The following is a 22415-nucleotide window of genomic DNA, read 5'->3' on the forward strand; positions in this document are numbered from 1 at the left end:
TTTCTCAACGATTCTCATCAGACCACATTTGGCATTTTGAAGAAATTGTTTATCTCTTTCTGTTAATAGAGCAGGGAAAATCGTCTTTTTCACTTTGTTGTCCACGATGATAGGAAAAGCAATAGAGGAATGGCCAATGGAATAGTTTTGGTTGTTGATATAGTAGGTTGGTTTCCTTAATATTGGACGCTTCCTTTCCTTCTTCGTTTTCTTAAATACGCTTTTAGCATCACGAATAGCTTGATTCAGTACAGCCGAAGGGAGTTTCGCTTCTACATCTTTCGTTGTGAGTTTGGGGAAGGAACCTTCTTTTTCTGCTTGTTCTGTTATTGAATTAATCGCCCGAATATATTCTCTGCTTAATAACTTTAATTCGATGGAATGACTTGGAAAGAATCTTATCTTTATAGTGACGGACTGCATAAGTTTTCACCTCTCTCTAATTAAAGACCAGCCACCTAGCCAAAATATTTGTCGAATTTGAAATCCTTGATAAATTGTTCAGTCCCACAACAGTCGCATTTCACTCGCATGTTTTTCATCCCCTTGTTAATTCTTCTATAATTATCCATACATTAATTGTATCGGTTTATGTTTAAAACTGAAACATGATAACCATAAAATGTTGGAACATTAAGTGTCTTAGGACACCACTGTTCCAATCTCGCTATCATCCCACACCTAAAGGAGTGGGCTTTCTCGCTTAAAATTCTGTAATAAAAATTATGGGGTTAAATTCTATTACCCTGCAACATTTCGAAGGAATCTGCCATCTAAGAGTATAAGAGGTGATGCACAATGAAAAAACAAACATTGCTAATGAACGCTAAAAAAATGACTATAGCGTGCGGCATTCTGGCAGCAACGGTATCCTTTGGGGCTTCGGCCTTCGCCTTCTCGGATCTTCAAGGCGATCCTGCGGAAGCCAAAATCAACGCCCTGCATGACGCAGGCCTAATTAACGGAGTTACCAGCGACAAATTTGCCCCCAAATCTAAGGTGACTTTTGCGCAAGGACTCCAATTCATCGTGAACGGCCTGGCACTGTCTCCGCAGCCAACCCTTGGCAGCAGCTCTGAGACAGCCAGCGACTTCTTTGACAAGGTCAGCGACAAAGCCTGGTATGCCTCGGCCTTCCTGATTGCCAAACAAAATGGCCTGTCTCTGGACCGGGCGGTCAATCCGAATAGCAGCATGACCCGCGCCGAGTTCGCACATCTGTTGACCCAGGCTCTGTTGAGCAAAGGGAACTTCCCGGTCACCAAAATGTACGTTGAGATTGCAGATGGCGGCAAGCTGTCTGCGGAGGTGAACAACAGCCTGCAAATTCTTCTGAATACTCGTATTATCACCCTGGAAAAAAACGGGTTCCGCCCGAATGACCCGATTACCCGTTCGGAAGCGGCGGTCTGGACTTATGACGCCTCCGAATTTGCCAAAAAGGTGATTACCCCTGATGACAGCACAGAAGCACCAGCCTACAACTATGAAACCAAGGTGACCCTTGATAAAGCAGGGGAAGGCGTAAACAAAGCAACCCTGACCGTCAGCAATCTGCCTAATCCGGGCTACGGCCTGACGATTGACAAGATTGAATTCGGCAAGAACAAAACGGCGGTGATTACCTTCACGGTGACTAACCCTGATCCGGATAAAATGTATCCGCAGGTCATCTCCGAAGGCTCCGCAGTCACTTACCTGCCGGAAGGTTATACCGCAACAGCCCAGCCGTCAGCAGGAACAAGCACCTCCCCGGCTGCACCCGGCATTTAACAACAAGGAATCTATTTACAGCAAAAGCCGCGGGTCCCAGTTCATTCTGGAACCCGCGGCTTCTTTCGTTTGAACCGGCAGGGCAGTCATTTAACCTCTCAGGCACCGAATGTTCCTTTCACATCGGCATCCGTCGCCTGCATTTCAAGTACCAGCTTGGAGGGGTCCTGCGGGGAATACACCACCCGGACGATGTTCCCCTGCTGTACCTTCGGCAGCACCGCATCTGATACTTCTTTTTCGGTGACAACCTCAAAAACATCGCCGTTCGACTTCGTAATACTCATTGTTAGACGCAGTTTCACCCTGTCACTCCCGGAAGTGCCAAGCGGCACTACATCCAGCACCTTCGCATAGGCGCGCTCTCCATTCCGGGCGATATCCATCAATTCGGCAGAGACGCCGCGCTTCATAAGCTGTTCATCCATCATAGCCTGCAGTTGTTCCTGGGACAGCTGCCCCTTCACATCAAGCCCGATTCGGCTCGGGTCCTTCCGCCACCAAACCCATATAGATCAGTTCGGCCGGATTAGCGGGATGATGCCCGAGTCCAACCTGATCGCCCACCCGGGGGATTTGCAGCTTAGACACCAGCGTCTCCAGCGTTTTCGGGTACACTGCACCACTGCTCTCCCGCACATCCAGAGTCAAAATCACAATCGGATCAAAGTTGATCAGCTTGCCGGTATCCGCCACCGCCAAAACCTTGGCTGTCGCGATGACCGGCAGCGCGCCGCTGGACGCCATCTGTGCTTCTTTGGCTGTGTTCAGACTTTGATTAATCATCTCCCGATGTCCTTTGGAAACGAAGCCCTTCATCATCAGACCGCTGAGCCCTTTGTTCATCAGCTGATCGGCTTGCTCCAGTGCATCCTTGCCTTTGTTTTTTTTCCCGAATAAACCCATCGTCAAGCACCTCGTTTTCGTTATATTTGTTCTTAACTAAAGTATAAGGAAGGAGGTAAGACGCTACAATGGGTTTGGCCGCATACAAAAAAGCCGGGGATAACCGGCAGTTAAGGCTCGTTTATGGACCGGAAAACAGCATTTCGGCAGCAGAAGCGCAAAACTTTGGCCCCAAAAGACCGCTTAGCCGGGTTGAACAAGCTATTATATTGCGGGAAAACGGCAGTCTCCTCAGTGATTTCGCAGCAAATGAACCAGCTTCCGGTAGAAAATCGTCGATTCTTTGTACCGTCTGGCGTCCTCATGGACGACAGCCAAGGCTTCATACAGGATCTCCAGGCGCCCTTTGTGCTGGATCTGCTCAAAATAAGGCAGGCAGCTCTGGGCCATCTCCATAAACAACGCGGCCTCCCCTTGGGCCAACGCCAGCTGGCTGCGGTAAAACGCAAGAGCATGCGCCTGATCCGGCGTCAACCGGAATCCCTCCAGCAGGGAGATCTCCTGTGCCAGCAGAGCCCAGTTCTTGCGGACCGAAGCCACCTCACACCGGTAGACCTTCATGGCAGGCAGCAGGCTAAGCTTTGTCTCCTCCGCTTCCCTGTTCACCAAATCCTCGAACCGGCTAATCTCGCTGACCGCTCCATCCAGATCTCCGTTCATCGTCATCATAATGATCCGGTTGTTCATAATAGTGGGCAGCACTTCTCCCTGATTCTCGGCATACACAAGGTTCGCTTCAGCCATGGAGAGTGCCAGCAGGGCTTCCTGGACCATCCCCATTGCAAAACAGTAACCGCTGTTGGCTACGTAAAGTCCCGACAAGCGGTGGAACATTCGCCGGGCATAGACCTGCTGCATGGTCTGCTCGAAGACCTCCTTGGCCTGATCGAACCGCTTCAGATGGACACAGGCTTCCAGCTCGATATTTTGCGCGGTCAGCCAGATTTCCGTACCTTCCTCAAGCAGAGCGCCCCAGCTGGCAACGTGCTTCAGCACCTCGAAATACTGATATTTGGAGCGGAAATATTGAATCTTGTAAAAGAGCAGCGCCTTCTTCAAGGGAAGCGGCAGCTCCACCTCATCCGGCCGGCCGTACTTATCAAGGTAAAAGTTCAGGTAGGACTCGTGCAGATAACGGTAGGCGTTCACATCGTTCACCTGCTGATAATAGACGGCTTTCATCAAAGCCGTGGTCAGTTCTACAGTAAGTGTATCATCCCTGTCGTCAAGCTCCTCTATATAACCCTCCAGTTCGGATACCGCCATCTTGGACAGTTCAGCAAAAATATGCTCTGCCCGGGCCAGCGTCTCCTCATCCGCCTGGGCAGCCCGGAGCAAATAAGCCGGGGTAACACCGAGCCGGCTGGCAATCTCTCCGGCTACATCCTCCATCAGCGGGTGGCGCTCCGCCAGTATATTGGCCAAATGAGCCGGAGTGACCAGACCTTCCACCAGCTCTTTGCGGGTGATGTTTTTTTTCTTGCACAGGAACTCAATCCGTCTCTTCAGCATCTCAAGGGCCTCCTTGGCGGTTCTATAAAAAAACAACCCGCAGGCCTGGGATTCCTCCGTTATGGCACTGCGGGTTGTTTCATGCGCTTAATGCGAATAGTTGGACATATATAAGATGAACTTAAGAGGCTAACGTAAGCTTTTTAGGTCACTACGGTGAATGTTTGGACTTCCGGCCGCTGTTGTCTTCAGATTTCTTCAATTTAACCCCTACCTGTGGTTGAAATCCGAAGACAAAGGCGGTCGCTATCGCTCCTCCAGTTCCAAACTTCCCCTTCCCTCCTTCTCGCCTTTTGTTATTTTCTTTTGTTCAGCTTATATAGATTGTCTGTTTCCGCTGCGGCACTGTTGCTGACGTAGATTTACTTCCCACTCTCGGCTTCAACGCGCGGTGGACGCATGGTCAGACTGACCCGGCCCTTCTTGAGATCCACTCCCATGACCCAGACGGTAACATTATCTCCTACAGAGACCACATCCATCGGATGCTTCACATAACTTCCGCTGAGCTGGGAAATATGCACCAGCCCGTCATTTTTGATCCCGATATCAACGAAGGCGCCGAAGTCGATCACATTACGGACCGTCCCCTGCATCTCCATGCCGGGCACCAGATCCTCGATCTTCAGCACATCGGTGCGGAAGATCGGCAGCGGCAGCTCCTCGCGCGGATCGCGGCCCGGGCGCTGCAGGCTCTCCAGAATGTCGCGCAGCGTAGGTACACCAACGTCCAGCTTCCCAGCCAGCTCCTCTACGTTCTGCGCTGCCAGCTGCTCCGCCACGTCCTTGCTGCCCAGCCGGTCCACTTCCAGCTTAAGCTCGCGGAACAGGCGGTCTACGACCACGTAGGACTCGGGGTGAATCGGCGTCCGGTCGAGCGTATTGTCCCCGCCCGGAATCCGCAGGAACCCGATGCACTGCTCATACGATTTGGCGCCAAGGCGCGGCACCTTCTGCAGCTGCTTGCGGGTCGTGAACTTGCCGTTCTCTTCCCGGAACTTGACGATGTTCTTGGCAATTGTGCCATTCACACCGGCTACATAAGAGAGCAGGGACGGCGACGCGGTATTCACGTCGACTCCGACATGGTTGACGGCCGATTCCACGACGGCCTTGAGGCTCTCCTCCAGATGTTTCTGCGAGACATCATGCTGGTACTGCCCGACACCGATCGCCTTCGGGTCGATCTTCACCAGCTCCGCCAGCGGGTCCTGCACGCGGCGGGCAATCGATGCGGCGCTGCGCTCCGCCACATCGAGGTCCGGGAACTCCTCCGCGGCCAGCTTGGAGGCGGAGTACACGCTTGCTCCCGCTTCATTGACGATCAGGTAGGCGAGGTCAGGATTGCCGATCTCGGCAATTACCTCAGCCGTGAACTGTTCCGTCTCGCGGGAGCCGGTTCCGTTGCCGATGACGATGAGCTGGATGCCATATTTGGCGATCAGCTCCTTGAACTTGGCAGCGGCTTCGCGCTTTTTGTTGTTCGGCGGTGTCGGATACGTCACCGCAACCTCCAGCAGCTTGCCGGTATCATCGACAACCGCCAGCTTGCAGCCGGTGCGGTAGGCCGGGTCCACGCCGAGCACGTTCCGGCCCTTGACCGGCGGCTGGAGCAGCAGGCTGCGCAGATTGCCTGAGAAGATCGAGATCGCCTGATTCTCGCCCCGCTCTGTCATCTCACCACGCACCTCGCGCTCTACCGATGGCGCGATCAGGCGTTTGTAGGCATCCTCCGTTACGGCCTCCAGCAGCTCTTTGGCCGGAGAATGTCCTTTTAGAATTTTCCGTAGAATAAAGGCATGGATCTTGTCTGCGACAATCTCAATCCCCACCTTCAGCACATTCTCCCGCTCTCCGCGGTTAATGGCAAGAATGCGGTGCGGCGGCATTTTATGTACCGGTTCACGGTAATTGTAGTAGTTCTCATAGACGGATTCCTGCTCGGCATCCTTTGCTTCAGAGACCAGAATCCCTTGGCTGGCTGTATACTGCCGCACCCAGGAACGGATGGCCGGATCATCGGCAATGTTCTCGGCGATGATATCCATCGCGCCTTGAACCGCCTGCTCGGCCGTCTCTACCCCTTTGTCCGCATCTACATACTTGGCCGCTTCTTCCTCCGCGCTTCCTTGTCTGCGCTGCTCCATAATCCAATCCGCCAGCGGTTCCAGCCCTTTCTCCTTGGCGACACTCGCCCGGGTCTTGCGCTTCTGGCGGAACGGCCGGTACAGATCTTCAACCTCCTGCAGCTTCACCGCTTTGGAGATTTGCTCCTGCAGCTCCGGGGTCAGCTTGCCCTGTTCCTCAATATTGCGGAGAACATCCTTTTTGCGTTCCCCGAGGTTCCGCAGGTAGGCCAGGCGCTCTTCAATGTCGCGCAGTGCGTTCTCGTCCAGCTCCCCGGTCATTTCCTTCCGGTACCTGGCGATAAACGGAATCGTGTTGCCTTCATCGAGCAGCCCCACCGTTGTCCGTACCTGCTTCACACTGATATTCAGCTCCTTGGCAATCGCCAAGGTAATCGTCTCCTGCTCCCGCTGTGCTGCCGCTTCATCCGTAGCGGCAGCGGTATTTCCCTTATCTGCAGTCAATACAATCCCTCTTTCCGTCCAATCTGCTTACCCTATTCTTCTACTGAAATAGTATCACAGATTGACGCTGGACCCAAACCCCCAAACGAAGCTTATCCCCGCTGCCCCATGCCTCTTTTGCCGGAGCTGAGCGACAGCCAGAAGCAGAGTCCCAACACTAGCGCCGCCGCTGCATAAGGGAAGTTAATATTGAGGTCGAACAGGTAACCCGCCACAATCGGCCCTGCAATATTGCCAAGACTCGTATAGGCCGAATTCATGCCGGCAACGAAACCTTGCTGCGATTCACCGGCCATTTTGGAGAGCTGGGTGCCTACTGCGGGCCGCAGAATATCCATCGCAAAAAACACAATACAGGTCACCGCTACAATCACTACAAATCCTTGCACGAACAAGGTCAGCAGAATAAACAGGGCGGCCACCAGCAGGCAGATTGAGATGACTTTATTCTCGCCAAAACGGTTCAGAATCCAGCCGAAGACTGAGACCTGCACCACCGCGCCTGCAATCGAACCGAACGTAATGATAAACGCAATATCCTTAGGTGTGAATCCGAATTTATGATCGACGAACAAGCCGAAGACCGTCTCATAATTGGCAAGTCCAAAAGCAAGCACGAACACGATGACCAGCCCGAAGAAATACGGCTCCCGGTAAGAACGCAGCAGTTGGCTCCATAGACTCTCCTTCTGCTCTTGAGAGACTTTTGCTTCCGCACGCTGCGCGGCCGATAACGATTCCGGCAGAATCAGGAACGTCACGACCGATACAACCGCCGCCGCACCCGCCGCGAAGAAGAACGGCACCCGAATGCCGAAATCGGCCAGATAGCCGCCGAGTCCCGGTCCAATAATAAATCCGGTTGAGATAGCAGCGGTGATCAGCCCCATTCCTTTGGCTCTCTCTTCAAGCGAGGTTGTATCCGCCACATAGGCCATAACCGCCGGCATAATCATTGCCGCTCCGATCCCGCCCAGCATCCGCGAGATGAACAGCAGCCACGGCACATTCGCCAGTCCGAACATCAGCTCTGACACCGCGAATACGATCAGTCCGCCGACGATGATATTTTTACGGCCCAACCGGTCTGATACCCTGCCCGCGAACGGCGAGACCAGCAGTTGAGTCAGCGAGAATGCTGCAACCAGCAGACCCACCACACTACCGCCAATGTGAAGCTCGTTCATATAGGTTGGCATGATTGGAACAACCAGCCCAATTCCCGTGAACGCCAGAAATATATTAAGCATCAGGAGCAGCATCGCTCCCCGGTTTCTAAGTAATAATGACATTTCTCTTTCCCTCCATGTTCCCCTGTGTACCTTTTTGTCTATTCTTCCTCTATATAAACTGAACCTGTAATTTTTCTATTTGGGATTGAATCGTGACTACGGTGAATGTTTGGACTTCCGGCCGCTGCCCGTCTGCAGATTTCTTTATTTATACCGCCCTTCGCGGTTGAAATCTACAGGGCAGCTTATGCTTACGATGCGAGCTTTCCTGCGGAAAGCTTTCGGGCGGTCGCTTCCGCTCCTCCAGTTCCAAAATCCCCCTCCGTCATTATTCCCTTTTTCTTAATTTTTCAGGTTCAATCTATATACCCATCTTCTTTTTACAATTTAAGGTGCAAAAAAACTTCTTATTCTAATAAACAATACAAGCGAGGTTCCACGCCATGCTGCCGGTCAGGCTATACCTTTTGCTCTATCCGGCGTAAAGCGTCATCCGTATCACCATAGACTTACTCTGTACGTGCGCCCGCCAGCAGCAGCCGCATCGCTTCGCGGTAATAACGTGAGATATGCTCAGAGGTTGCCCGGTGCAGCATCAACTCCGAGACTTTGGCGATTCCCTCCATCAGTCCGCTGAAGATGATCAAATAATCCTCGATACTTCCTTCCTTAAGGTAACCCGTATCCAGCCCTTCCTTCAGCAGATCCCGGCAAGCCTGCAAAGAAGCATTGTATAAGTCGGATAGCCGCTGCACAATGGCTTCGGGGTGAGTTTTACTTCGTGCATATTCCTCCAGCGTCTGGATAAGCGGGTTCTGGAAGTCATTGGCGCAATGCTCGGCCAGCAAATAAAACCGCTCTTCAAGGTCTGCCTGTCCGCGTTGCTTGTCTCCCCAGTCCCGGAGCCACTGCTTAGTATCCTCTTCAACAATCTGCAGCAAAAGCTCATCCTTGCTCGGAAAATGGTGATACAAGCTGCCCTTGCTGACTCCGGATGCCGTGCAAACCTCATTCATCGACACCGCTCCATACCCTTTCTGCACAAACAACCGGGTTGCCTGATGCACAATACGTTTCCTGGTCTCTTCTCCGTCTGAACGTCCCTTTATCGTAAATCCCTCCTAGACCGACTGATCGGTCTAATTATAACCGATAAACACTCTAAAGTGAAATCTCCCTAAAAATCCACCAAAAAGGCACACCGGCGAACTACGCCGATGTGCCTCCCCCACATTGTATGATCTAAGGTCCTGCCGGATTCAGAAGTCAATCAGGCCCAGACTAATTTGCAGCGAATCATCCACCTTCTTCATGGTATCATCATCAAGATGGGTGATCTTATCGGTTAAGCGTTGTTTGTCAATCGTCCGTACCTGCTCCAGCAAAATGACCGAATCCCGGTCAAAGCCGTGTGCAGCCGCATCAATTTCTACATGCGTCGGCAATTTCGCCTTCTGGATCTGTGCCGTAATCGCCGCCACAATCACCGTCGGACTGAATCGATTGCCAATATCGTTCTGGATAACCAGAACCGGCCTTACCCCGCCCTGTTCGGAACCTACTACAGGCGAAAGGTCGGCAAAAAAAACGTCGCCGCGTTTAACGATCAATGTCTACACCCCGCTTACTAAGCGGCCAAGAGTGCTATCTGCATCTTCCTCCGCGAGGAACGCCTCGCATGCCATGGTCAAATTAATCTTGGCCATTTCCATGTAGCCGCGCTGCATGGACTCCCGGATAGAGCGTTTCCTCCGTTCGCTCAAGTACAGCTTCATGGCCTGCCTGATCAATTCACTCCGGTTGGAGTTCTCCAACTGAACGATTCCGTCCACTTCCTGCAAGAGATGATCGGGCAAGCTGATCATGATTCTTTTGGTGTTTTGCAAATTGGCCACCTTCTCTTCCACCCCCACAAACCTTCTGCCCTTGTGTTCCAGTGTTGCAATATACAAGGAATTTTATACAAGGAATATATGCCGCCAGTATATCAAGTATGCTGCATCCCATTATAAACTAGAAATGGCGGTTCGTATAGACTATAGATCACATGGCCTATACATTTTAATTCCTTCCATTTTATGCCTTGCTATTGCTCTACTCTGGAAACTTCCGGCTGCAGTAAAGGGTTCACCAGGTTAGGAAGCGCTCCTTCGCGTATATAGACGCGGGGTACCCGGTGGGCCAACATGCAAATCACTTCGTAGTGAATCGTTCCAAGATGGAGAGCCAGTTCATCTGCCGTGATCTTCACGCCAGCCTGGCGGCCGATGAGTACAACCTCTTCGCCAGCTTTAATTTGTTCCGCTTCTTCAGCGAAAGACTTCAGTGATACCATACACTGGTCCATGCAGATCGTTCCGACGACAGGAACGCGGTGTCCGCGTATTAGCACCTCCGCTTTGCCGGTAAGCATGCGTGAATATCCGTCTGCGTACCCCACCGGCAGCGTTGCAATAACCTCATCGCTGTCCGTATAGTAACGGGTGCCGTAGCTGATCCCGGAACCGGGTGGCAGAGTTTTGATATATACCGCCTGCGTCTTCAGCGTCATCACCGGGTGCAATGCCACCGGCTTGCGGTTAACCTCTGTTGACGGATAGAACCCGTACAAGCTGATGCCTACACGCACCATGTTGCTGGATAGATGAGGTGTATCAATGGCCGTAGCGCTATTGCCCGTATGTATGATCGGGATGTGAATCTCTTGCTCCCGAAGCGCCTCCACCACGTCCTTGAACCGTCGGTACTGCTCCAGTGTATAGCTTTTGTCTTGTTCGTCTGCCTTGGCAAAATGGGTAAACATGCCCTCCAGCTCCGCCTGAGCAACCTGCTGCACTTCAGCAATGAAAGCAGGGGCATCAGCCGGAAAAAGACCCAGCCTTCCCATCCCGCTGTCAATCTTAATGTGCACCTTCAGCTTGTGCGCCGGATCTTGCGGAAGCAGCCTTATCGCTTCCAGCACCTCCGGTGTGAACAAAGTTACAGTTACGTTGTTCTCCCAAGCTGCGGTTATTCCTTCCGGGGGGGTGTAGCCGAGCACCAGAACAGGAAGCTTTATTCCCGCCTGACGCAGCTCCACAGCCTCATCCAAAAAGGCTACGCTCAGATAATCCGCACCGAGCCTTTCCAGCTCCCGCGCCACCTCTACTGCACCATGTCCATACGCATTGGCTTTGACGCATCCCATAAACTTGGTCTGTGGAGGTAAAGCCTCACGAAAGCTCTCATAATTGGCCCGCAGATCATCCAGATTAATCTCGGCTACTGTCGGTCGATAGCTTGCTTGCACTTCAAAGTCACCTTCTTACATTGTTTAAAAGACGCACTCTGCATTCATCTTGACTGCTTAGTCTTACTGGTAATGGTAATGCTACAGAAGGTGGCTGTCAATGTGACACAAGACTATCTCCTGCCTAGAGATAATATACCCATATTTTGCTCTGAATAACTAAAAAAAAGAAGATACTGCGTTTGTAGAGGAAAGACTCCCACATCCGCAGTATCCGCCTACATTTTATTATTTACCCGATTGTCCCTGCATAGAAGCGGCAATTTGCATCATTTCACTTTCAGGCAGGTTGGCGCTGGTAATCCGGAATTCCACTCCTTCATTCATCCAGGTCAAGGTCTGCTGCTCGTCACCGCTCAGAAGCCCCACGGTGAAGCCCAAATCAATCACACTGCCGGGAGCCAGCGATACCGCGCGGTCCAGCGGACGGGCTTCCATAATCGTGTACTGGTAAATACCGTCATAACGGATCAGCACCGCATGGTCTTTGCTGCCTTCAATTTTATTGGAATCCTTGAAGGTCACGCCTTCCGGCACATACTCCGGCTCAATCACTCCGAAATCGCCAAGCTCCGCAGCAGTCTCGGGCTGGGCAGCCTCATCACCTTCCGGCACCACTACCGGATTTCCATTCTCGTCAACCTCGGCCACTGTACTCTCCGAAGCGGCTCCGGTAGCCATGTTCTTTTGCATATCAAAGGAATCCTGATTGAATTTCGGATCAAACGCAAAGCTGTCAAACTTCACATCCACCACGACCTTGGCTTCGGAATCGGAGACCTGCACCTGCTTTGGCGCGTAGGTTTTTTTGTCCAGCCAGATCTTCTGGCGCACCAGGGCGCTGCTCTGATAATTCGCGGCTACCTCAAACACATAATTGTCGCCGTCCTCGACGAACTGGCGGTTGTTGTCGGAGACAATGCCCCGAACCAGCGTCTGGTACAGATAGACCTGCCCCTGATTATCCGGCCAATCGCTCTGGAAGCGGAAGCTCTTATTAAGGCTTGGCGTCAGCACAAAAACTCCTTCATCATTGCGCAGCACGATTTGCGTAATATCCTTCTGCGTGTTCGCCAGGCTGATCCGGTAATACGAAGGATTCTTGTACCATACCTCCACCTTATACTCCTGCGGCTGCTCTCCGGTATACAGGGTCATCGTGCCTGCACCTTGGTACGCTCCCTGCTTGCTCTCCAGCTTGTCAGACACATCGTTCAAATCCCTCACCACGGAAGCCGCATCCTTCTTCCCGCACCCCGCGAGCACCAGGGCCACGCTCATTATGATTGCGAGTACCCATGTTATCCGGCGCATGACATCATCCCCTTAACCTGTTTTGAATGCATTGATTAGTACATGTCTATGAGGGACCTGGCCGCATTATGCAGACGGGCATGACAAGCAGGGGAGGAAAGGGCTGCGGACAAGGACACAGGCAGCAAAAAACCCGCGCGGGGGCGCGGGCTCTCTAGCTCTATCATATGTATGTTGGTTCAGCTCAAACTGTAAATTTGGAGATGCTGCCTTGCAGCTCCTGGGCAAGCTCGGACAGCAGCCTGGAAGCCGCCGCAATTTCTTCGACGCTGGCCAGTTGCTCTTGGGCTGAAGCGGACACATCATGTGTCCCCTCGGAGGAAGCAGCCGTGATCTGATTAATTTGCTCAAACGCAAGCACCAGCTCATGGGTTTCCTGCGACATTTCCAGCGACGCATCCGAAACGCCTTTGATCTGTTCATTGATTTCCTGAATCGATGCTTCAATCTCGGTGAAGGATCGTCCGGCAGTCTGCACAGCATCAATCCCCAGACCTACTTCCTTCTCTCCCTGGGCTACCATGGCGATAGCTTCATTCGTATTCAATTGAATGGAATGAATGACCTCAGAGACCCGCTTCCCGGATTCCGCTGTCTTTTCAGCTAACTTCCGCACTTCACCGGCAACTACCGCAAATCCCCGTCCATGCTCTCCGGCTCTAGCCGCTTCAATTGCCGCATTCAGGGAGAGCAGGTTAGTCTGATTGGCGATTTCCGTAATGATGGCTATAATATCGCCAATTTCTTTGGAATGCTCGCCCAGTCCTTTTACCATTGCTGAAACATGACTTACGTTCGTAGACACAGCCGACATTTGCCGGATAGCCGTCTCTACGGACTGCATCCCTACAGCGGCCAGATTGGAAGCATCGTCCACCGACTCTTTGACATGGATAGAACGATCCGCAATCTGCGAGGCTTCTCCATCCATCTTCTGCACCAGATCAACACTGGGCTGTTGACCTGCGTCTGTGCACCCTCTGCCAATTTCTCTGTAATTAAGGCCACATGCTCCGTGGCTTGGCCTGTTTGTTCAGCACTGGCTGTCAGCTGTTCAGAAGAAGCCGCAACCTGTTCCGCATTATAGCCTACTTCCCGGATCAGTTCCCTCAAATGGTTGGCCATGTTATTGAATGCAGCTGCCAATTGGCCGATCTCGTCCTTATTTTTAATATCCACCGAGGTATCCCGCAGATCCCCTTCTGCAATTCGGCTAGCCATTTGTTGAAGCTTACGGATGGGATTCAAGATCGCCCGGCTGATCAGTATCGAAGCAATGGCTCCGAGTACCAGTGCTGCCCCTGTCAGGACAAGAACCAATACTTTAATTCCTGAAACTTCCTCCAAAGTGGCCGCGGCCTCCAGCGCCAGCGCCTCTTCCTGGAGCTTAACAAACCGTTCGGCCGTGCTGCTGAATTTATTAAGTACAGGCCCCTGGGTTTGGATAATTTCCAAATATTCAGCCGTATTATTCTGTTTCTTGCTCTCTATGACTTGTAAGGCTGTACTGCTGTAATGCTCCTGCAGCAGATCAAGTCCGGCAAGGATTTGTTTGTCATCCCGGTCTGTAATCAACACCTTCAATTGCTGCAAAGCGGTGCCGAATTCACCTCTGGCCGCCTCAAATGAAGCCAAACTGCCTTCATCCCCATTCACCAAATACTCATTGATGCTGGCGCGTTCCCTCTCCACGGCGACCCTCAGATCTTTTATCAATTGGACCGATTTGGATTTATTCATCAGCAGGTGGGTATACGAATTATTGACCTTGGAAAGATAGAAGTAGCTGCTGAACGCTACAATCATCAAGAGGATCAGAATCAATCCGAATCCCCCATATAATTTATATTTTAAGGTAAACTTACCTTGTGGACTGCTCATTTCGATTCCGCCCCCTTTTTGCCTTGCAGAATCCCTTCAGCCTCTGTCCGGTAATCCTGGGCCGCCTTGGCTGGAGCCGTAGTGCCGCTCATCACACGTTTTAGTATTAATTGATAGGCATTATTCACAACTATGGAACTGCTCGGTGCAGGAGGATCTATAGGTGCAGAATGGGTGCTAAGATAGTCCAGCAGTTCATATTGCTGTTTCCCGGCTTCATCCAGCTTGTCAGACAGTCTCTTGGCGATCACACCCGATACCGGAACCCCACGCTCCCCATTCAGAATACCATTCGCTTCTTTATTGTTGATAAAAAAATCAATAAATTTGGCCGCTTCCTCCGGATGTTTGGAATAAGAAGACACTGCCAGAAACATGGAGGGTTTAATGAACTTTCCTTCGATCCCTTTGGTTACTTCCGGAAGCGGCAGCAGTTGAAGCGTCCGTCCGGCTATCTTGCTCAGAAGCGTAGAGGCATTGCTGGAAACGGAATATAAGGCCGCCTTCCCGGTGATCAGAGGATGATCTGCATCATTGCCGGCTCTTTTAGTGGAACCGCTGCTGATTAAACCTTCGTCCACCCATTTTTTGTACAGGGCCAAGTACTCTTCCAGGTACTTGTCATCCTCATATCCAAGGCCGGTTCCTTCGGCATTATACATACTTACACCCTTGGCTCTCAAATAATAACTCACATCAAACATGTTGCCCAAAGGATAGAAATCCGGCTCATTTACAGCTTCCTTCAGTTGTACAAGCGTCTTATAGAGATCATCCAGGGTGTAGTCCATAGCCGGAACTTCAACGCCTTCCTTCTCAAAGAACGCCGGATCGTACAACAAAGCTTCGGAATTTATCCCGATGCTCACGGCATACAATTCATTATCTTTCATTCCGGGTGCCAGCGTAGCTGGCGAAACATCCGCAATAGAGAGGTTCTTATTCTCAATATGCGGTCCCAGCGGCTCTATCAAATCCCGGTTGATATAGTTGAAAATAAAACCATAATCCCCCTGGATAATATCAGCGGTATTCTGGTCGGCCGTTTCCATCGCTAACTGGGTGGAGACATCATTGGTCCCCCCGAAATCCTCAGTCTCAATATTAACGTTCGGGTGATCTTTTTTGTACAGCTCAATGACCTTCAACGTATCTTCTTTGCGCTGCTCTTTTCCCCACCAAATAAACTTCAGATTAATCTCCTCAGCCTTATCAGCTTCCGTTGCTTTTTCCTTTCCTGCCTCATTTGAGTTATTGCACGCTGCCAGGACTGTCAGTACCAGAACCGATACCAGTACCCACGACAATCTCTTTTGTCTGTTTACGCTCAATATCCCTGCCCCTTTTTGTCGAATTTTGTTTTAATAACTTGTATTTTGCGCCTTTATGTAGGTTGGCTACTTTCTTTATCGGAAAATTTATAGCTTTGTTGAGCAAAAACGAAAATAAATCCTATAATTTTCTATTTATTACATCGAAATGGTTGGATTGTCAATTTCATATCATTCAATAACCCTAAAAATTAACCGATATTGTTACATAGTTATTTTTCTAGTTATATCGAAAAGCAAAGGGGCATGTACAAGATGGGGAAAATAGGCAGACTGTTCTACCGGATTAAACACATTTCTTTAAGGGTTAAGCTTCCCTTCCTGTTAAGCTTGCTGGTTGCTGTGGTTCTACTGGCCACTTCCGTAACCGTTTATTTGTTCTCATCCGATCTATTGCTTAAAAAAAGCAAAGATGAAATCAACGCCAATGCCGACCGGATCGGTGAAGGCTTGTGGACTGCAATGCAGCTCAAGGAAGAGACCTCCTATGTCATTTCCGTACACAATACCTTTAAGGAACTGCTGATCCTAAGAGCCGAAGGAAGCTTGCCGGACGAACAATTTTTTTCGGCGGAGAACCCTTACTTTAACAAAGCGAACACGATTCTTCAGGAAAGTATGCAAGGCACCACCGATAAAGGCTCCTTGCTGGTGCTGGATAGGAAAGGCACTATTGTAGCCGGAACCAATAAGGCGAATATAGGTCAATCCCGTGCCGACCGCGAATATTTTTCCGAAGCCCTGAAGGGTGCTCCATTTATTAGTGATGCGGTTAAATCCTCTAGCAGCGACCAACTGCTGCTCGTGTTCTCCCAACCGATCAAAGATCAGGAGGGTAAGGTCCTGGGAGTGTTCGCGATGACTGTTGAAAGCAGCTTTTTCACCGGCAAGCTTGGTAACATTAAAATAAATAGCCAAGGCAGCATAGAAATTATCAGCCGGGGCGGGACGATATTATACAGCTCCAACAATCCGGCCGGGGTAGGACAACACATCGGGGACAGCCCGGAGACCCAGGCTTTTCTGGCGGACCGGGCCACTGCCGGCAACCTCAAGATAGAGTCGGTTGAACTCGGCGATCAATATCTTCGAATTAACAAAATCCCTAAAGCCGATCTCTCGATCTCGGTGGTCGACAGCTATGAGGATATCAAACGTCCCGTTAAGGACATGTTCACCAAAATATCAATTGTCACCATCCTGGCTCTGCTTGCCGCCATCGGATTCGGATTGTTGTTATCCCGTACCATCACCCGTCCCGTTGTTCAATTAACGAAATTATTCAAGCAATTGGCCAAAGGTGATCTCACTGTCGTGGCCGACGCGAAATATAAAAGTGAGTTTAAAGATTTGGCTGACAGCTTTAACGTCATGGCAGGGAACACTAAAGAACTGCTCACCAATATGAACAAATCCATTGCCGTCCTCCATACCAGCACTAATGAGCTTGAAGAAACTTCCAAGCAGACTGCGCGATCCATTAATGAAACCTCCGTCACCTCGATGGGGATTGCCCAAGCTATGGAGTCCCAAGCCAATGACACGGAGCTTATCGTCAACAAGTTCTACGGATTCGGTGAGAAGTTTGCGGCAATGAACAACAACGCCCAATCCGTCAGGGAGAGAACCAAAGAGATCTCCCGCGTATTCCTTACCGGCAATCAGGTTATTGAGCAATTGATCGAGAACAATGACAAGAATGAACAGGAAATGCACAAAATCTCGGCCATCACGGTCAAGCTTCAAGACAGCTCAAGCAGTATCAGCCATATTACCGGGGCCATCAGCCAGATCGCCAATCAAACCAATCTGCTTGCCCTCAATGCTTCCATTGAAGCTGCAAGAGCCGGCGAACACGGCAGAGGATTTGCTGTGGTAGCCTCCGAAATCCGGAAGCTGGCCGAACAAAGCTCGAGACAATCCAATGAGATTCATAATATCATTCAACAGAATTTGGAATATGTTGCGGAGAATAATGACAGTGTCAAGGAGATTCACGGAATTTCCGCTGTACAGGATCAACTGGTGGAACAAACCCAAGAGGCCTTCCGAATCATTGCGGAGAAAATCACCGAAATCACAGACCAAATCAAGTTGATGGCCGACGAAATCGCTTATATGCAAAAAGATAAAGATGACGTACTGGAATCGGCACAAAGCCTGGGCGCTTCAGGCGAAGAAGTCTCCGCATCAGTGGAGGAGGTCACCGCCACCATGCAGGAGCAGTCCTCGACCGTGCAACAACTGGCTGATATGGTGGAAACTATTGACCAGTTGACCCAAGAACTCGGGGAAGCGGCGGCGAGGTTTAAAGTGGAGTAAGATGAAGGATTGTGCAGCATGACAAAAAAGCCAGCACCTTGCAGGTGCTGGTATTATCTCTATTCTTTACTTACATCAATGAATCTTATTTTTTATTATATTGATATAGCCTTGATACGTTTCCTTCTGTTCATCGAACATCCAAACATTTGCTAAATCTATTAAATTGTTCTTTTCAACATTTTTGATCATTCTATCTAATTTACTCTTATATACTGAAAGCATTCCCGAACTAACAGATGATAACTTTTCCATTAATTCCATTGAATCAATGTCAGCATAGAAAGGTGTATTCTGTTCATCAATCCTTTCAATAATTTCAAACGTCGCTAAATCTGTAAAAACATCCTGTCTAATACAACGAATCAAATCAAAGTTCGATAATTCGGACAGGCACTTTCCTGTTATTTCTAAATGCCATACAGGTAGTGACATATCAGAAAACTGTGTTGCATTTTGTATTACATTTTCATATTCTTCATTAGTCAAGTACTCTTTTAATTTCTTATTTCTGTTAATCATATACATTACTCCAATCATTATTTAGGTGGATACACTCCGCCATGGGGAGCAAACATATCTTCAATTTTTTTCATCGTAGCGTTTATCTCATTCAGCTTAGATGTGTAAAGTTGTCGAAGTTCATTATCTAAATTAGGATTTTTGAGCATCCCTTCCCAACTTCGTTTCAAATCAACTAAACCACGATATGCATCAGATACTTCTTGAGCATGATCATAATAACCTCCAGCTGGTTTTGGAACTGGGTCACCATCTAAATCTCTCCGCGCTCCTTTTAAATCCATTTCGGTTAAATGTGAGTATGTTCTTTCTTGTTGATTCAAAGTAGCCCTCTGACTAGTAGTGATTTTGGATTCTGCAACATCTGATAATTCATCAACACTTGAGATTATCTTGCCACCATTACCCGTTCCCCCACGAGCATTCCCCTCAACCTTCCACACCTGATTGGGGTTTACGGAGCCTGGTACCCCAGGAGTGTCCAGGATCATCTGATTCTTAAATGGATTGCGGATTTCCGGAATGTTGAAATTCTTCACTGCAACTGTTAGCGGGTCCAACACACTGTCCGCCACTTTGCCCAAAATACGTGCTTTGGCGATTTGTGTGCCAGGAACCAGAATGGAGGCCGCCTCGCCCAACATTTTGGCCTGTTCTTCGGGTGTGCCTTCGTCGAAGTTCTTGTATATCGTCTTCGCTGCCTTGACGATTACGTCCGGGTTGTTATAGATATAATTGGCTTTGTCCATCATTTCCTGGCTCATTTTATCCGGTTCCATGACAAATTCGAAGGCGAACTGGACGGTGCCCACCACGGCCATTACCGTTGATTCGACAAACCCGCCTACAAAAGCGTTAATGACCTTATCCGTCTGGTCCATTGTTTTACGCCACTCGGTCATCCCATAGGTTTCTTCCAGCCAGTCGTTATATCCCAGCAGCTTTCTATACTCCCCGTCCATCACCTTTTCTCTATAATACGCCCGGGTCGTATCGTTCCTTTTGTTCTCCGCCGTAATCGGTGTGCCGTCCGGCAAGGTCGTGGGCGGGCTATTCAGTTGCTGCCACTCCGCCATCTGCCTTTCCAGTTCCCGCTGAAGCTCCGCCCGCTTTACTGCCTTCTCGATGTCCTTGTAATTGCTTTTCGCCCATTCCCGATACTGCTCATTCACCAGCCCCAGCGCAATGGCCAAGCGCAGTTCCTCGTTTGTAGGCACCGCAGACCGATCCTTTTGCAGCGGGTTGTATGTGCAGGCAGACAGCGGGGACCCTTTGTACTGGCTCCGCAGATCCACATTCAGATAGAGACCCGGATCCACCCCCAGCTCCTGAAGTAGCTGCCGCTGCTGCTCAGCATGTTCACTCGCCGACTCCATATATTCCAAATTACCATATTTCTCATAGATCCGATAAGCCACCTGGCTCCGCCCGATTTCGTCCAAAGCTTCGGCGATTCTCGCCAGCTGCTCTCGCGCCTGCCGCTGCTCTTCGGGGCTGCCGTGATCCCTCTGCTCCAGAAGAGAGGCAATCTTCGCTTCGTCCACAAACGGCTGCAATCGCTTGTCCAGTGAAGCATCCCTGACGTTCAGCAGCAGATCCTTGATCATCTCGATCAGTGAAGGCGTGCTGCGCAAAAGATCCTGTAGCCCGCCCGCTGCCCTATCTCTTGCCGTCTGCAGCCACCTGCTGAACAGCGTACTCGTCTGCTTCCAGGTAAAACTTGGCGGCGCCTTCATCAGGTTTCGTGCCTGCTTCTCTGTAGACTGGTACTGACCCACAGCCCAGCGGAGTGTCGATTCTTTCTGGTACAGCCGGCTGCTGATCGAAGCTGCCAGATCCCTTGTCTCCCGCAGCAATCGCTCCAGGTCCTGAGCCGGAGAGCGGATATCGGAGGATTCGGGATAGGCCGATTGGGCAGAACGCACTTGTTCCGATACGGCCTTGTGCATCCCGGTGACCTGCTCCTCCAGCGTGCGGTTCAGGCGTTTCATCCCCTGCTCCAGCTCCAGCAAGCGGTTTAGCTCCACTTTTTGCTGCATGATTAACCTCCGGGTACATCCTCACTAGATTCAAGAGAATATTATGTATTCGAATTCTATTTTTCTATTATATCCATATTTTCTCACTATTTGAATCCAGGATGATTATTCAGGCCTAAAGTTACAGGATGTTTGGGCATTCGCAAGGTAGACTCCAGCCATCCCCTTTCGTCTTCAACCCAAAAACTGCAGCCCTTAACACACTTGCGTTAATAGGGCTGCAGTCATCAATACGTGCGTGCTTATCGTCAGGAGGGTCAGTGGGTCTGTAAATCACGATTATTTGAAACTGCTATATCAAGAATCTCTTTAGTTTCTTGATATAGTTTCAAGGCAGCCGCCTTTGTGACCTTAATGACATCAATAGCTTGATGATCTCGTATGTACTCCTCAAACTTCTGAAATAACTCTCCATCCTGTGGGCGATTACTGTTCCATTTATAATTCAATGAATGATTTAATTTCTTCTTTAGCACAGGGTAAATATATTTGTATAGTATTTGAGTCTGATAAGTTCATTTCTATAATATTGTTCAAAGATTCCCCCTCCCAAATCAACATAGTTCTAATACATCTGTAAACAAGGCTTCTCCCAGGGTGAACCGTCTATTAAATGGCTGAATGTCCTGTAAACTATCCCATTCATACACCGTATCGTAAAAATCATACAGATAACTAAGCTCAATATATCCGTCCATCTCCATAATTCTTCTGATTTGATTCGAAGCTTGAATTAATTCTAATGATTCGGCAGTTCCTACAATGTCGTATAATCCATCTATCAGGTTATGTCTAAGTTGATAACAAAAATCCATTATGAACACTGGAGCTAATTTTGAAATCTTCAATGTTATTTGTTGACCTAACCAGAATCCATCCGCTCCCTTTAGATCATGCATTTGTATGTATATCTCAGAAGAAGGGTTGATTGAGTTTTTGACTTCCATATTTTTAATGCTCTGAATGGCTTGAAAACTGTTGGGTATCTCAATCTCTTGAGCACATTTATTCTTATACCAGCCATCTAATTCCCTCTTAACATACAATTGTTCAAGCATCATACCAATCTCTGGGTTTTCATTGACAAACCTTTTTCCATGTTCCATTTCCACCTTAGTCCTCCAACGTTATTTAATTCTACTTATCTTCGTAATCAGCAAAATAGATCAATTAAGGTGGGTTCTAACCATAATCGACCTGTTCCATGTAACGGGAAAGCATTATTTTGGGTATAAAATTCAAACGTTGATGTGGTTACAAACAAAATCAAACCGCAGTGTTCACCACCACATTCCCAGCCCGGTCAACCAAGTCTTGTTTCCCCTCATCCCTGAAATCGCTCGCCGAATCTGAGATTTCTGTGGCTGTACTAAATATAGCTTCAGCTGTCATCGTCCTCAGTAGAGTCGGGGAGAGCTTGGAGAGTGCGGTCGGAGTAGGCCTTTGTTCTTTGTTCCGAACTACTAAAAGACATATCATATTTATCATCTTTTTTGATTTTATAAAATGTTAAACTTCCCTTCCAATATCCAAAAAAATGCTCCAAATTCAAGTTGTGATACAGCATTATCATGTGCACCAGGCGTATCTTCGTTAGCGAAACAAGAACAAGCGCAAAGCGATTATTCTATGTCTGAAGGGCTACTAGTACCTTGACTGCATCAAATTTCAGGGTACAAATGTTTCAATTTGCCTCTGGCCTG

General features: G+C 49.5%; 18 protein-coding genes and 1 pseudogene. 2 read left to right on the top strand and 17 right to left on the bottom strand.

Annotation, left to right across the window (positions count from 1 at the left end):
- Positions 1–423 (bottom strand): annotated as a pseudogene (locus IEY53_RS33275) (RNA-guided endonuclease TnpB family protein); the annotation flags it as partial.
- Between the two features lie 375 nt (positions 424–798).
- On the opposite strand from IEY53_RS33275, the gene IEY53_RS33280 reads away from it, so the two are divergent.
- Entirely contained in the window at positions 799–1773 is a 975-nt protein-coding gene (locus IEY53_RS33280; protein WP_189032428.1) for an S-layer homology domain-containing protein, read from the top strand.
- A gap of 98 nt (positions 1774–1871) precedes the next feature.
- Here the strand turns inward: IEY53_RS33280 and IEY53_RS33285 are convergent, their stop codons facing one another.
- From IEY53_RS33285 to IEY53_RS33340, 13 genes are all read right to left on the bottom strand, one after another.
- Positions 1872–2240, bottom strand: a complete 369-nt coding sequence (locus IEY53_RS33285; protein ID WP_189032430.1) for a hypothetical protein — start codon at positions 2238–2240, stop codon at positions 1872–1874.
- Position 2241: 1 nt separating this feature from the next.
- Positions 2242–2679, bottom strand: coding sequence for a hypothetical protein (locus IEY53_RS33290; RefSeq protein WP_189032432.1), 438 nt, complete (start codon positions 2677–2679; stop codon positions 2242–2244).
- 231 nt (positions 2680–2910) lie between these two features.
- On the bottom strand, positions 2911–4191 hold the full coding sequence (locus IEY53_RS33295) for a helix-turn-helix transcriptional regulator (RefSeq protein ID WP_189032433.1): 1281 nt from the start codon (positions 4189–4191) through the stop codon (positions 2911–2913).
- Positions 4192–4553: 362 nt separating this feature from the next.
- Entirely contained in the window at positions 4554–6713 is a 2160-nt protein-coding gene (locus IEY53_RS33300; RefSeq protein WP_189032449.1) for a Tex family protein, read from the bottom strand.
- Between the two features lie 161 nt (positions 6714–6874).
- Positions 6875–8074: an MFS transporter gene (locus IEY53_RS33305; RefSeq protein WP_189032435.1), complete on the bottom strand. Its 1200-nt coding sequence runs from the start codon at positions 8072–8074 to the stop codon at positions 6875–6877.
- 449 nt (positions 8075–8523) lie between these two features.
- Positions 8524–9081 (bottom strand): TetR/AcrR family transcriptional regulator, encoded by a 558-nt coding sequence (locus IEY53_RS33310; RefSeq protein ID WP_189032437.1) that lies wholly within the window; start codon positions 9079–9081, stop codon positions 8524–8526.
- A gap of 192 nt (positions 9082–9273) precedes the next feature.
- A complete protein-coding gene (locus tag IEY53_RS33315) occupies positions 9274–9624 on the bottom strand; it encodes a type II toxin-antitoxin system PemK/MazF family toxin (RefSeq protein ID WP_039870351.1) in 351 nt (116 codons plus the stop codon).
- Between the two features lie 3 nt (positions 9625–9627).
- Positions 9628–9909: a CopG family ribbon-helix-helix protein gene (locus IEY53_RS33320; RefSeq protein WP_025698676.1), complete on the bottom strand. Its 282-nt coding sequence runs from the start codon at positions 9907–9909 to the stop codon at positions 9628–9630.
- Between the two features lie 191 nt (positions 9910–10100).
- Complete coding sequence (gene alr, locus IEY53_RS33325; RefSeq protein ID WP_189032439.1) at positions 10101–11303, bottom strand: alanine racemase; 1203 nt, start codon at positions 11301–11303, stop codon at positions 10101–10103.
- Between the two features lie 228 nt (positions 11304–11531).
- Positions 11532–12617 (bottom strand): outer membrane lipoprotein-sorting protein, encoded by a 1086-nt coding sequence (locus tag IEY53_RS33330; protein ID WP_189032441.1) that lies wholly within the window; start codon positions 12615–12617, stop codon positions 11532–11534.
- Between the two features lie 184 nt (positions 12618–12801).
- Positions 12802–13548, bottom strand: a complete 747-nt coding sequence (locus tag IEY53_RS35585) for a methyl-accepting chemotaxis protein (protein ID WP_229696505.1) — start codon at positions 13546–13548, stop codon at positions 12802–12804.
- Positions 13464–14498: a methyl-accepting chemotaxis protein gene (locus tag IEY53_RS35590; protein ID WP_229696503.1), complete on the bottom strand. Its 1035-nt coding sequence runs from the start codon at positions 14496–14498 to the stop codon at positions 13464–13466. Before IEY53_RS35590 ends, IEY53_RS35585 begins: the two co-directional genes overlap by 85 nt.
- Positions 14495–15829 carry an ABC transporter substrate-binding protein gene (locus IEY53_RS33340; RefSeq protein ID WP_189032443.1) on the bottom strand — a complete coding sequence of 445 codons (1335 nt, stop codon included), beginning with the start codon at positions 15827–15829 and terminating at the stop codon, positions 14495–14497. Before IEY53_RS33340 ends, IEY53_RS35590 begins: the two co-directional genes overlap by 4 nt.
- A gap of 255 nt (positions 15830–16084) precedes the next feature.
- Here IEY53_RS33340 and IEY53_RS33345 point away from each other — a divergent pair, with 255 nt between their 5' ends.
- On the top strand, positions 16085–18151 hold the full coding sequence (locus IEY53_RS33345) for a methyl-accepting chemotaxis protein (protein WP_189032445.1): 2067 nt from the start codon (positions 16085–16087) through the stop codon (positions 18149–18151).
- Positions 18152–18226: 75 nt separating this feature from the next.
- Here the strand turns inward: IEY53_RS33345 and IEY53_RS33350 are convergent, their stop codons facing one another.
- The 3 genes from IEY53_RS33350 to IEY53_RS33360 all read right to left on the bottom strand — a co-directional run bounded on the left by IEY53_RS33350 (position 18227) and on the right by IEY53_RS33360 (position 21818).
- Positions 18227–18673: a contact-dependent growth inhibition system immunity protein gene (locus tag IEY53_RS33350; protein WP_229696504.1), complete on the bottom strand. Its 447-nt coding sequence runs from the start codon at positions 18671–18673 to the stop codon at positions 18227–18229.
- Between the two features lie 17 nt (positions 18674–18690).
- Positions 18691–20712, bottom strand: coding sequence for a polymorphic toxin type 28 domain-containing protein (locus IEY53_RS33355; protein ID WP_189032447.1), 2022 nt, complete (start codon positions 20710–20712; stop codon positions 18691–18693).
- Between the two features lie 554 nt (positions 20713–21266).
- Positions 21267–21818, bottom strand: a complete 552-nt coding sequence (locus tag IEY53_RS33360) for a hypothetical protein (RefSeq protein ID WP_189032453.1) — start codon at positions 21816–21818, stop codon at positions 21267–21269.
- Between the last annotated feature and the right edge of the window lie 597 nt (positions 21819–22415).

Source organism: Paenibacillus albidus (assembly GCF_014644435.1).
Taxonomy (GTDB): Bacteria; Bacillota; Bacilli; order Paenibacillales; family Paenibacillaceae; genus Paenibacillus_AQ; species Paenibacillus_AQ albidus.